We start from the raw sequence: 13,006 nt of genomic DNA, 5'->3' as shown, positions 1-13,006 counted from the left end.
GGGGCGGTGATCCGCCCCCTTAACCTCAGTCACCGTTCCGAAACAATTTCCAACGCGTCGGCCTGAAAGCGATGCGGTTGCGGTCGAGCGCGCCGGCCTTGTCCGGCGGCAGCTCGATTTCGACGGGTTCCTGATTGGCGCCGATGTTCATTTCGATATGACGAGTACCGGCAACACGGCGACTGGAGGTCAACAGTCCGGCGATACAACCGCCATCACCGTCGCGAAGCTCGATATCGTGCGGCCTAAAGTGAAGATAGGCTTCACCATCGGGCTCGTGCGGCGTGCTGAGTCCGAGTGGCCGATCGTCAAACCAGATTTCGCCGCTGGAAATACGCACCTTCACGCGGTTGGACTGGCCGATGAAGCCATAGACGAAGGGCGAGTTCGGCGTGTCGTAGATCTCATCCGGCGTGCCGACCTGCTCGATGGCGCCCTTGTTGAGCACGACGACACGGTCAGCCAGTTCCAGCGCCTCTTCCTGATCGTGGGTGACGAAAACGGTGGTGTGACCGGTACGATCATGGATTTCACGCAGCCACTTGCGCAAATCCTTGCGGACCTGCGCATCGAGCGCACCGAAGGGTTCGTCCAGAAGCAGCACGTTCGGCTCGACCGCCATGGCCCGGGCGAGCGCCACGCGCTGGCGCTGGCCGCCGGACAACTGCGCCGGGTAGCGCTTTTCGAGGCCGCTAAGCTGCACCAGTTCAAGCAGCTCGAGAGCACGGCGATGGATTTCAGCGCGGGGAGGGCGGCGCGAAGCGGTGCGCACCTTGAGGCCGAAGGATATGTTATCCAACACCGTCATATGGCGGAACAGCGCATAGTGCTGAAACACAAAGCCGATATTGCGCTGCTGCACCGTCTTCTTCGACGCATCTTCATCACCGAAGAAAATCCGACCTTCGGTCGGCGTCTCCAATCCGGCGATCAGACGCAAGAGCGTCGTCTTGCCTGAGCCAGAAGGGCCGAGGAGCGCGATAAGCTCGCTAGAGCGAATATCCAGGGAGACATTATGCAACGCCGGAAAGCGACCGAATTCCTTGCGCAGGTTTTGAACGCGAACTTCCATTAACAATTCCTTCAGTGACGTCGGCTGGCTGCGATTTCTTCGCTATAGCGCATTTCCAGCAGCGTCTTCAGTACAAGTGTGACAAGGGCAAGCAAGGCGAGAAGCGTGGCAACCGCGAAAGCGCCCGAGAAATTATATTCATTATAGAGAATTTCGACCTGCAACGGCATGGTGTTGGTTTCGCCGCGAATATGGCCGGAGACAACCGACACGGCGCCGAACTCGCCCATAGCGCGGGCATTGCAAAGGAGAACGCCGTAAAGCAGGCCCCATTTGATGTTCGGCAAGGTGACGTGCCAGAAGGTTTGCCAGCCATTGGCGCCGAGCGACAACGCCGCTTCCTCGTCGGAATTTCCCTGTTCCTGCATCAACGGGATCAATTCACGGGCGACGAAGGGGAAGGTGACGAACATCGTCGCCAGCACAAGGCCCGGAACCGCAAATAGAATCTGGATTCCGTGGCTTTGCAGCCAAGGTCCGAGCACGCTGTTCGAGCTGAACAACAACACGAAGACAAGGCCCGATATGACCGGCGAGACCGAGAACGGCAGGTCGATGAGCGTCGTCAGGAATGCTTTGCCCTTGAACTCGAACTTGGCGATTGCCCAGGCGGCCGCGACACCGCAAACGAGGTTCAGCGGCACGCTGATGCCGGCGACGATCAGCGTCAGCCGGATGGCGGCAAAGGTTTCCTCATCCACCAAAGCGCTGAAGAACTCTTCGACACCTTTGCGGAACGCTTCGACGAAAACGGCGGCAAGCGGCATCAGCACCATCAGCGCCAAGAAGGCAAGCGAGATGGCGACGAAAATCCAGCGCGCAAATCTGCTCTCGGTGATGACGGATTGACCTGTGTCGGCGAGGGAAACGGCATCATGCGCCATAGCCGTATCTCCTTCTACTCCAGGATTGAATGAGATTGATGACCAGCAACATGATGAAAGAGATGATCAGCATCATGGTCGCGATCGCCGTCGCCGCAGCGTAATTATATTCCTCAAGCCGGATGACGATGAGCAATGGCGCGATTTCGGAGACGTAGGGCTTGTTGCCGGCGATGAAGATTACCGAACCGTATTCGCCGGCCGCGCGCGCGAAAGCGAGAGCAAAACCGGTGAGGGCCGCCGGCGCGAGACCGGGCAACAACACGCGGGTGATCGTCTGGAAACGATTTGCGCCAAGTGTCGCTGCAGCTTCTTCCACCTCACGGTCGATCTCCTCCATCACCGGCTGCGCCGTCCGCACGACGAAGGGCAGCCCGACGAAGATCAGCGCGATGATGATGCCGGCCGGCGTGAAAGCGATCTTGATGCCGAGCGGCTCCAGGAACTGGCCGATCCAGCCGTTTGGCGCATAAAGCGTCGTCAGCGCGATGCCGGCGACCGCCGTCGGCAAGGCGAAAGGCAGGTCGACCATGGCGTCAATAATGCGCTTGCCGGGAAAACGGTAGCGCACCAGCACCCAGGCGAGGATCAGACCAAACACCGCATTGACGATGGCGGCGATGAAGGCGCCGCCAAAGCTCATGCGGAGTGCATAAAGCGTGCGGACATCGAGCGCGAGGGCCCAAAACTTGGACCAGCCAAGAGAGCTGCTCTTCCACAACAATCCCGAGAGCGGGATGAGAACGATCAGGATGAGCCAAGTCAAGGTGACGCCGAGCGCCAATCCGAAGCCCGGAATGACACTCGGCTGCCTAAACCGCCACCGTTTGCGGGTTATTATATGCATTAAGAATTACTGTCCCGGCTTGTATATCTGGTCGAAGACGCCACCATCATCAAAGAATTTCGGCTGAGCTTGGGACCATCCGCCGAAATCGTCAATCGTTGCCAGCTTCAAACTTGGGAACCGCGCAATATCCTTGGGGTCGGCCGCTTCCGGCTTGATCGGCCGGTAGTAGTGCTTGGCGGCGATCTTCTGACCCTCGTCGGAGTAGAGATAGTTCAGATAGGCTTCGGCAACCTTGCGGGTGCCCTTCGCGTCGACATTGCCGTCGACGACCGCGACCGGGGGATCGGCGCGGATTGAAACCGTCGGAGTCACGATCTCGAATTTATCGGGACCGAGCTCCTCGAGCGAAAGATAAGCCTCGTTTTCCCAGGCAAGCAGAACGTCGCCGAGGCCGCGTTGAACAAATGTCGTGGTGGCGCCGCGAGCACCGGTATCGAGCACCGGTACGTGCTTCAACAACTGCGTGACGTATTCCTGCGCCTTGGCATCGTCACCGCCGTTTGCTTGCTTGGCCCAGGCCCAGGCTGCCAGGAAGTTCCAGCGAGCTCCGCCCGAAGTCTTCGGGTTCGGCGTAATCACCTGGACATCGTTCTTGACGAGGTCCGACCAGTCCTTGATGCCCTTCGGATTGCCCTTGCGCACCAGGAAGACGATGGTCGATGTGTATGGAACGCTATTGTTCGGGAACTTGGTCTTCCAGTCGGCTGGGATCTTCTTTGTCGCCTTGGCAATGGCGTCGATATCGCCTTCCAGTGCCAGCGTCACCACATCGGCATCAAGACCGTCGATGACCGAGCGGGCCTGCGCGCCGGAGCCGCCATGCGAAGCTTTGATTTTGATGCTCTCACCCGTGTCCTTCTTCCACTTCGCGGCAAAGGCTTCGTTGAAATCCTTGTATAATTCGCGCGTCGGATCATAGGAAACGTTGAGAAGCGTCGTATCCGCGGCCCATGTCGGCGCTACCGCTGTGAGCGAAAAACTGCCGATCAGAACTGCGGCGGCGAGAAGCCGCGAAAGCTTTATCGTCTGCATGGTGACCTCCTTCGTTGTGCTTTAACTCTATCAACTTGGTCGTATAAAGTAACGAAGATTGTTCCCGCCGGACGCGATTACATAGAACGACATCCCATAGAATCAAGGAAAATGAAATCGCATTCCCATCGTTTGGCCGTAGTACACTGATAGCGCGTCAGCAGATCGAGTCGGACATGAAAACGGAATAGAGTTCGTCGGCACTTTTTGCCTGGCGCATGGCGGCCAACACACCGTCAGTTCTGAGCCGCCGGGCGATGGCGGCAAGCACGTTCAGATATTCGCTGCGACCATTTTCAGCGAAGAGCAGGACGAAGGCAAGATCCGTCGGAACGTCGTCGATCGCCTCGAAATCGAGGGGATGGCCGAAACGAACCATCAGCCCGCGCGGTCTCGTCATCCCCACGATTGCCGCATGCGGAACGGCGATGCCATTGCCGATGCCGGTCGTTCCGAGCTTTTCGCGAGCCTCCAGCGCCCGCAGCACCGAGCCTTCATCGAGACCGAGGCAATGAGCCGCTTTCGACGACAAGATCTGCAAGGCTCGCCACTTGGTCGGCGCGGAAAGGCCGACGAAGACGTGCTCAGGCAGGATGATGGTGGAAAGGTCCATTGTCACTCTCATGCTCGGACATTGATAGTTTTGGCATGGCCTCGCATAGCAGGCCCGTCGCAACAAGGCCGGCGATCGCACAAACCAGAGGATTACAGCTTCATTCCGGCTCACGCAGACGATAGCCGACGCCGGTCTCCGTGGTGATGTATTGGGGCTGATCCGGAATCTGTTCTACCTTCTGCCGGAGCTGACGGACATAGACGCGCAGATACTGCACATCCGCCGCCGGACCCCAGACCTGCTTCAACAGGAACTGATGCGTCAGCACCTTGCCGGCATGCTGCGCCAGCACGCGCAGGATGTCATATTCCTTCGGCGAGAGTTTCACTTCCTTGCCATCGACCTTGACGATGCGCTTGACGAGATCGATCGACAGGCCGCCGGTCTGGAAAATCGCTTTTTCGCCCTGCTGCTGCAGACGGTGGCGAAGCGCGACGCGTATGCGCGCTCCGAGCTCGTTCATGCCGAAAGGCTTGGTGACATAGTCGTCGGCGCCGGTTTCCAGCGCCTTGACAATGCCCGCCTCGTCGGTGCGGCTCGAGAGAATGACGACGGGCATCTGCAATCCATCCTCGCGCCATTCCTGCAAGAGGTCATGGCCCGGCTTGTCGGGCAGACCGAGGTCGAGCACGATCAGGTCGGGCTGATCCTCCTTTACGGAAAGCCGCGCCGCGGCGGCGTTCTGGGCTTCGTTGACGGCATAGCCTTGCGCGCTCAGGCCGACACGCAGCAACTTGCGGATCGGCGGCTCGTCATCGACAACGAGTATCTTGACGGCAGTCGTGTTCATTTCAGGTCATCCAGCTTGGGAACATCCGTTGGTTTCGGCAGGCGAATGGTGAAGACCGCGCCTTGGCGATCCGTGCGGTTGCCTGCCGTGATCGTGCCGCCCATGGCCTCTATGAAGCCGCGGCAGATAGAAAGGCCAAGACCTGTGCCGGCCCGCACCTGATCGCCCTTGCGCACGCGATAGAAGATATCGAAGACGCGTTCGAGATCGGCGGGCGGAATGCCCTGGCCTTCGTCCATGACGCGGAAAACGATATTATCGATATCGGCCCAGGCCTCCAGGCGAATGGCAGACTCCTCCGGCGCATATTTGGCGGCATTGTCGAGCAGATTGAACAGCACCTGCTCGAAGAGCACGGGATCGACCCGAACCATCGGCAGATCGGCCGGAATCTGTACTTCGACGCGATGCCGGGCGAGGATTTTCTCCCCACGCCGAAGTGCGCTGCCAACAATATCGCCGGCATAATGCAAAGCGTAATTCGGCTCCATGGCGCCAGATTCGATCTTGGTCATGTCGAGCAGATTGGCAATGAAGCGGTTCAGCCGCTCGGATTCATCAACCACCGTCGTCAGAAGATCGACCCGGTCCTCATGTGGCAGGGATTCCAGATAGTCGCGCAAGGTGCCGGCAGCCCCGAGGATCGCAGCGAGCGGCGTCTTGAGATCGTGCGAGATCGAGGTCAGCAAGGCAGAGCGCAGCCGGTCGGCCTCGACGGCCAATTTGGCCCGGTCGACATCGGCGACCAGTTGCACGCGCTCGATGGCAAGTGCTGCCTGATCGGCCAGCGCATCGAGAAGGCGCTGCTGCTCCGGCGTCAATAGCGGACCGTCACGGCGGTCGCTGTCGAGGCCGATGACACCGACGGCCGTGCGGCCGGTACGCAGCGGCACATAAAGGCGTTTGGCGCCCGGCAGCGTATCGGCGCCACGCCCGGCGGCATGATTGTGTTCCCAGGCCCAGCGCGCGGCGGCGATATCGGCATCGTCAAGCGTATCGTCAGGCGGGTAGCCGGCCTTTACGGCAATCGTGCCATCCTCCGGCAGCAACAGCACCACACGCACTTTCAGCATCGAAGCGAGCTGGAAGGCCGTCGCCCAGAGCACGTCATCGAGTGTACCGGTACCGGCAAGCTTCTTCGAAAAAAGATAAAGATCCTCAGTCGTGCGCGCCCGCTGGCGCGCAGCAGCAGCCTGCCGTTGCACGGTTGCGGTCAGATTGCTGGCGACGATGGCGACGCCGAGGAAGAAGAAGAAGGCGAGGACGCTTTCCGGATCGCTGATCGTCAGCGTGTAGCGCGGCGGCAGGAAGAAGAAGTTGAAGGCAAGCGCACCGAGAAGGCAGGAATAAAGGGCCGGCCGTAAGCCCTGCGTCACCGCCGAAGCCAATACGGCCATCAAGAAGACTAGGGCCAGATTGCGGACGTCAAGCACTTGGTCGAGGATGACGCAGAAGCCGAGGGCGACGGCGACATAGAGCGTCGCCAGGATGTAGCCGCGAAGCTGGAACGGGGTAGGCGAGGGCGCCGCCCTGACGCCACGGCTTGCCGCCGAGCCTTCCGCGTCGCTGCCGGAAATGACATGAACGCTGATGTCGCCGGCCTTGCGGATCAATTCGTAGGAGACGGAGCGCTTGGACCAATCCCGCCATGTTCCGATCTTAGGCGAGCCAATGACGATATGGGTAACATTGTTGCTGGCCGAATGACGAAGCAGTTCTTCGGCGACCTCGCGGCCGGGAATAGTAATGGCTTCGCCGCCGAGTTGTTCGGCAAGCCGCAACGTCGCCGCAATGGTGTCACGCTGCGCTTCCGTCAGGCTGATAGACCGATTGGTCTCGACATAAACGGCTGCCCAAGGCGCGCGCAGGCGCGAGGCCATGCGGGCCGCATAGCGCACCAGCGAAGTGGAGCGCGGATGATGGTCGATGGAGACCAAAACACGCTCGCCTGCGGCCCACGGGCCGGGGATCGCATGCGCCTGCATATGAGTCAGAAGCTGGTCATCGACCCGCTGCGCCGTACGCCTCAATGCCAGCTCGCGCAGCGCCGTCAGATTGCCGGGAGTGAAATAATTGGTTAGCGCTCGCTCGGCTGTCTTCGACACATAGACCTTGCCGTCATGCAGGCGCTTGATCAGGTCATCGGGCGTCAGATCGATGATTTCCACATCGTCGGCCATGTCGATGATCGAATCCGGCACGGTTTCGCGCACACGCACGCGGGTGATCTGCGACACCACGTCGTTCAGGCTTTCGACATGCTGGATATTCAGCGTCGTATAGACGTCGATGCCGCGGTCCAGCAGCTCCTTGACGTCCAGATAACGCTTCGGGTGGCGGCTGCCCTGGGCATTGGTGTGGGCGAGTTCGTCGACGAGCACGAGGCCTGGACGGCGCTTCAGGATGGCATCGAGGTCCATCTCGTCGAGCGGGCGGCCCTTGTAATCGATATTGACCCGCGGAATGATCTCGAAGCCTTCGAGCAGGGCCTGCGTTTCCCGCCGACCATGGGTCTCGACCACGCCGACGACGACATCGACGCCGTCGGCAATCTTCGCCTTGCCGGAGATCAGCATTTCGTAGGTCTTGCCGACGCCGGGCGCAGCACCCAGAAAGATCTTCAGGCGGCCGCGCGTTTCCTGCCGAGCCTTCTCCAGAAGCGCGTCGGGTGAGGGCCTGCTCAGCGTATCGCGGCTATCGTCTGGCATTGATTATTGCTCTTTCATGACGGCGGAAGTTGAGGTGGCGCTCGCCACCTCAAGCCCTTGGTCTCACTGAGTCATAGAAGCATCCAACGCCTGGTTCAATGCCAGGACGTTGATGACAGGTTCGCCGAGAACCCCGAGTTCGCGCGGCTCGATGGCGGCATCGACGATCGTGCGGACCTTGGCCTCATCCATGCCACGCGCCTTGGCGACACGCGGGATCTGGAAATAGGCGTCCTCCGGCGAGATATCCGGATCGAGACCGCTGCCCGACGTCGTAACCAGATCGATCGGGACCGGCACATTCGGATTCTCCGCCTGCAGTTTTGCGACATCGCCCTTGATGCGGTCGAGCATCTTCTGGCTGGTCGGGCCGAGGTTGGAGCCGCCGGAGGACGAAGCGTCATAGCCGTTGGTGCCGGCAGCCGAGGGGCGGCCGTGGAAATAGCGGTCGGAGGTGAAATTCTGGCCGATGAGCGTCGAGCCGATCACCTTGCCGTCCTTTTCCACCAGGCTACCATTTGCCTGGTAAGGGAAGAGCGCCTGGGCGGCACCAGTCATGGCGATCGGATAGAGAAGGCCGGTGACGGCGGTGGTGACGACGATCATGACGATGGCCGGTCTGATTTGTTTGAGCATGACAAGAACTCCCTAGGCGAGGCCCATGGCGGTAACCGCCATGTCGATGGCCTTGATGCCGATGAAAGGCACGATGATGCCGCCGACGCCATAGATCAGCAGGTTTCGGCTGAGCAGGGCGCCTGCACCGATCGGGCGATAACGAACGCCCTTCAGCGACAGGGGGATCAGGGCAATGATGATCAGCGCGTTGAAGATGATCGCCGACAGGATGGCGCTTTGCGGCGTTGCCAGCCCCATGACGTTCAGCATCTTCAATTGCGGGTAGAAGGCGATGAACATCGCGGGGATGATGGCGAAGTATTTGGCGATGTCGTTGGCGATCGAGAAGGTGGTCAGCGCACCGCGGGTCATCAGCAACTGCTTGCCGATCTCCACGATTTCGATGAGCTTCGTCGGGTCGCTGTCGAGGTCGACCATGTTGCCGGCCTCGCGGGCGGCGACCGTGCCGGTGTTCATGGCGACGCCGACGTCGGCCTGGGCAAGCGCCGGGGCATCATTGGTGCCGTCGCCGCACATGGCGACGAGCTTGCCCTGCGCCTGCTCTTCGCGCATCAGCGCCAGCTTCATTTCCGGCGTTGCCTGAGCGAGGAAGTCGTCCACGCCGGCTTCGGCGGCGATGGCGGCGGCCGTCAGCGGATTGTCGCCGGTGATCATCACAGTGCGGATGCCCATGCGACGTAGTTCGGCGAAGCGCTCGCGGATGCCGCCCTTGACGATATCCTTAAGCTGGATGACGCCGAGCAGGCGACCATCACGGGCGACCGCAAGCGGCGTGCCGCCGGCCTTGGAGATTTCATCCGATATCGTCTGCAGGTCGCGGATCGTCTCGCTGTTGGTGCGCGACATCACAGTCGCACCGGCATCGGAGGCGAAAGCTGCGCTGCCATTGACATAGGCAAGAACCGCGTCCACAGCGCCCTTGCGGATCGAGGAGCCTTCGATATCGACGCCGCTCATGCGGGTCTGGGCGGTGAAGGGCACGAAGGTAGCCTTCAGACTGGTCATATCGCGGCCGCGGATCGCGTATTTTTCCTTGGCGAGCACGACGATCGAGCGTCCTTCGGGCGTCTCGTCGGCGAGCGAAGCGAGCTGTGCCGCGTCGGCCAGATCCTGTTCCGTCACGCCCTTGACCGGGCGGAAGGATGTGGCCTGACGGTTGCCGAGGGTAATCGTGCCGGTCTTGTCGAGCAGCAGCGTGTCGACGTCGCCGGCAGCTTCGACAGCGCGGCCGGACATGGCGAGCACATTAAAGCGCACCAGGCGGTCCATGCCGGCGATGCCGATCGCCGACAGCAGCGCGCCGATCGTGGTCGGGATCAGCGTCACGAACAGGGCGACGAGAACGACGGTGGGGATCGAGCCGCCGGCATAGGCTGCAAAGCTCGGGATCGTCACCGTGGCCAGCACGAAGATAAGCGTCATGCCGGCAAGCAGGATATTGAGCGCGATCTCGTTCGGCGTCTTCTGACGCTCTGCGCCCTCGACAAGCGCGATCATACGGTCGATGAATGTCGAGCCGGCAGCCGCGGTAATGCGAACACGAATCTCGTCCGAGAGCACCTGCGTGCCGCCGGTGACGGCCGAACGGTCGCCGCCGGATTCGCGGATGACCGGAGCCGATTCACCCGTGATCGCCGCTTCGTTGACCGAGGCGACACCTTCGATGACTTCACCATCTGAGGGAATGATATCGCCGGCTTCGACAAGGACGACATCGCCGACCTTGAGGCTGGTACCCGGCACCATCTTGTAATCGCTCCGACCATTGCCGGTCAGAAGCTTCGCCTGGGTTTCGGTGCGCGATTTGCGCAGCGACTCGGCCTGAGCCTTGCCGCGGCCTTCGGCGACGGCTTCGGCGAAGTTGGCAAACAGCACGGTAAACCAGAGCCAGATGTTGATCTGGAGGGAGAAGCCGAGATTGCCGCCGCCCGTCAAAAGATCGCGCAGGAAGAGGACGGTGGTCAGCGCCGAGACGACGGCAACCACGAACATGACGGGGTTTTTGGCTAGGGTGCGCGGGTTCAGCTTCTTGAAAGCGGCGCCCACGGCCGGAATGAGGATGCGAGAATCCAAAATACTCGCGGATTTTAACTGGCTCATAAGAGACTCCAGCGTGAAGAGGGAAACGGCGGATCGGGATTGCCCGGTCAGCCCAGTAAAATTCTGAAGACCACAAGGCCGAGAAACAGCGTGACCATCGCAGCCAGGATGACGTCGGAAGCGCAGGCCATCCGGGCCGTGCCACGCCCCCTATCGAAGGGGCGTGGATCGATGAGCCTTCGAAGCCTGATGAACATGGGCTGCGACATCGCGGATCCTTAGAAGGTCTGTCCGGCAATCATCGACAGGTGTTCGACGATCGGGCCGAGCGCCAGCGCCGGGAAGAAGGTCAGCCCGCCGACGATCAGGATCGTGCCGACCAACAGTCCGACGAACAGCGGGCCATCTGTCGGGAAGGTACCGGCGGAGGCTGGAACCGTCTTCTTGGCAATCAGTGAGCCGGCAATGGCGAGCGCCGGAACGATGACCAGGAAGCGACCGATCAGCATGACGATGCCGAGCGTGATGTTGTACCAGGGCGTATTGCCGGAAAGACCGCCGAAGGCCGAGCCGTTATTGGCGGCTGCCGAGCTATAGGCATAGAGGATTTCCGAAAAGCCGTGCGGACCGGGGTTGCCGATGGACGCAACGGCGGACGGCAGCACGGAAGCGATGGCGGTGAAGATCAGCATGCCGAAGGGCAGGCAAAGCACGGCAAGCATCGCCATCTTCACTTCCTTGGCCTCGATCTTCTTGCCGAGATATTCCGGCGTACGCCCGACCATCAGGCCAGCGACGAAGATGGCGATGATGACGAACATCAGGATGCCGTAAAAACCGGCGCCGACACCGCCGACGATGACTTCACCGAGCTGCAGGTTGATGAGCGGGATCATGCCGCCGATCGCCGTGAAGCTGCCATGCATGGCGTTGACCGCACCACAGGACGCCGCCGTGGTGATGACCGCAAACAGCGAGGACAGCGTGATGCCGAAGCGGACTTCCTTGCCTTCCATATTACCGCCCTGGATGCCGAGCGCATGTACCAGCGGATTGCCGGCTGCTTCAGCCCAATAGGTGATGATGACGCCGGCGATGAACAGCACGCCCATCGCACCGAGGATTGCCCAACCCTGGCGCTGATTGCCGACCATGCGTCCGAAGACGTTGGTGAGCGCAGCACCGATCGCAAAGATCGCCAGCATCTGGATGAGGTTGGAGATCGCATCCGGGTTTTCGAAGGGGTGAGCGGAGTTGGCGTTGAAGAAGCCGCCGCCGTTGGTGCCAAGCATCTTGATCGCAAGCTGCGAAGCGACCGGGCCGACGGCGATCGTCTGCTGCGCGCCTTCGAGCGTCGCGGCGTTGACATAAGGGCCGAGCGTCTGCGGCACGCCGAGATAGACAAAGACCAGCGTCATGACGATGCAGGCGGGAAGCAGGATGTAGAGCGTCGCCCGGGTCAGATCGACCCAGAAATTGCCGATCGCCTTGCCGGAAGCCCGCGAGAAGGCGCGGATGAGCGCAATCGCGATTGCAATGCCAGTTGCGGCGGAGACGAAGTTCTGGACGGTGAGGCCGGCCATCTGCACGAGATAGGACATCGTGCTTTCGCCGCCGTAGTTCTGCCAATTCGTATTGGTCACGAAGCTGGTGGCGGTGTTGAACGAAAGCTCAGGGCCGATCGAGGCCATGCCGGCAGGATTATAAGGCAGGCTCGCCTGGAACCGCTGCAGGAAATACAGCACAAAAAAGCCGGCGAGGCTGAACAGCAGCATGGAGATCGAATAGGTCGTCCAATGCTGCTCCTCACACTCATCCGTTCCCGCAATGCGATAAAGTCCCCGTTCCACCGGACCGAGAACGTAGGAGAGAATTGTGCGCTCGCCCGTGAAGACACGCGTCATGTAACCGCCGAGCGGTTTGACGAGCAGAAGGAGGATCCCGATATAAATCAGAATCTGAAGCCATCCATTGAAGGTCATGGTGGTAACTTTCCCTACCCGGCGCTATCGAATTAGAAGCGCTCAGGGCGAATGAGAGCGTAGATCAGGTAAGCGGTGAGAAACAGGGTCACGCCGCCGCCGAGAATGTAATCCAGGAGCATTGGTGTCTCTCCGACTAAAGGCTGTCGCAGGCTTTGGTGTAAGCGACGCACAGGATGAAAAATAAAACACCGATCCCGATAAGAAGAATGTCCATCATTGATCGTTGATCCTTGATTTGTTCTTGTTGAGCGCCGAAATAGACTGAAGGCACCTTCGAAGAAGGCGCCCTTCACATCCTCCCGGCGGGAGATCATCTTGCGAATATCTCGGACATCAATATGCGGCCGAACAGCATTAAGGTTCGAGACGGCGGGTGAGGGAAAGATATAA

12 protein-coding genes are annotated in these 13,006 nt (G+C 60.4%); all 12 read right to left on the bottom strand.

Going from position 1 to position 13,006, the window contains the following annotated elements:
- Positions 1–25 precede the first annotated feature (25 nt).
- Positions 26–1,072, bottom strand: coding sequence for a sulfate/molybdate ABC transporter ATP-binding protein (locus ACXHXG_RS23135; RefSeq protein WP_283054095.1), 1,047 nt, complete (start codon positions 1,070–1,072; stop codon positions 26–28).
- Positions 1,073–1,083: 11 nt separating this feature from the next.
- Complete coding sequence (cysW, locus tag ACXHXG_RS23130) at positions 1,084–1,956, bottom strand: sulfate ABC transporter permease subunit CysW (protein ID WP_104826718.1); 873 nt, start codon at positions 1,954–1,956, stop codon at positions 1,084–1,086.
- Positions 1,946–2,803: a sulfate ABC transporter permease subunit CysT gene (gene cysT, locus ACXHXG_RS23125; RefSeq protein ID WP_104826719.1), complete on the bottom strand. Its 858-nt coding sequence runs from the start codon at positions 2,801–2,803 to the stop codon at positions 1,946–1,948. Before cysT ends, cysW begins: the two co-directional genes overlap by 11 nt.
- Before the next feature lie 6 nt (positions 2,804–2,809).
- Positions 2,810–3,838, bottom strand: coding sequence for a sulfate ABC transporter substrate-binding protein (locus ACXHXG_RS23120; protein ID WP_283054094.1), 1,029 nt, complete (start codon positions 3,836–3,838; stop codon positions 2,810–2,812).
- Between the two features lie 157 nt (positions 3,839–3,995).
- Positions 3,996–4,451: a PTS sugar transporter subunit IIA gene (locus ACXHXG_RS23115; protein ID WP_104826721.1), complete on the bottom strand. Its 456-nt coding sequence runs from the start codon at positions 4,449–4,451 to the stop codon at positions 3,996–3,998.
- 100 nt (positions 4,452–4,551) lie between these two features.
- Complete coding sequence (locus tag ACXHXG_RS23110; protein WP_104826722.1) at positions 4,552–5,244, bottom strand: response regulator transcription factor; 693 nt, start codon at positions 5,242–5,244, stop codon at positions 4,552–4,554.
- Positions 5,241–7,952, bottom strand: coding sequence for a DUF4118 domain-containing protein (locus ACXHXG_RS23105; RefSeq protein WP_457900837.1), 2,712 nt, complete (start codon positions 7,950–7,952; stop codon positions 5,241–5,243). The genes ACXHXG_RS23110 and ACXHXG_RS23105 overlap by 4 nt, the downstream gene beginning before the upstream one ends.
- A gap of 63 nt (positions 7,953–8,015) precedes the next feature.
- Positions 8,016–8,588 (bottom strand): potassium-transporting ATPase subunit KdpC, encoded by a 573-nt coding sequence (kdpC, locus tag ACXHXG_RS23100; RefSeq protein WP_104826724.1) that lies wholly within the window; start codon positions 8,586–8,588, stop codon positions 8,016–8,018.
- Positions 8,589–8,600: 12 nt separating this feature from the next.
- Complete coding sequence (gene kdpB, locus ACXHXG_RS23095; RefSeq protein WP_104826725.1) at positions 8,601–10,691, bottom strand: potassium-transporting ATPase subunit KdpB; 2,091 nt, start codon at positions 10,689–10,691, stop codon at positions 8,601–8,603.
- A gap of 47 nt (positions 10,692–10,738) precedes the next feature.
- Entirely contained in the window at positions 10,739–10,900 is a 162-nt protein-coding gene (locus tag ACXHXG_RS23090; RefSeq protein WP_283054090.1) for a hypothetical protein, read from the bottom strand.
- A 9-nt stretch (positions 10,901–10,909) separates the two neighbouring features.
- On the bottom strand, positions 10,910–12,613 hold the full coding sequence (kdpA, locus tag ACXHXG_RS23085) for a potassium-transporting ATPase subunit KdpA (protein WP_457900836.1): 1,704 nt from the start codon (positions 12,611–12,613) through the stop codon (positions 10,910–10,912).
- 32 nt (positions 12,614–12,645) lie between these two features.
- Positions 12,646–12,735, bottom strand: coding sequence for a K(+)-transporting ATPase subunit F (kdpF, locus tag ACXHXG_RS23080; RefSeq protein ID WP_034509905.1), 90 nt, complete (start codon positions 12,733–12,735; stop codon positions 12,646–12,648).
- Positions 12,736–13,006: the final 271 nt, after the last annotated feature.

It is taken from the genome of Rhizobium sp. LEGMi-198b, from assembly GCF_054114205.1.
This window is presented reverse-complemented; position numbering and strand designations above follow the sequence as displayed.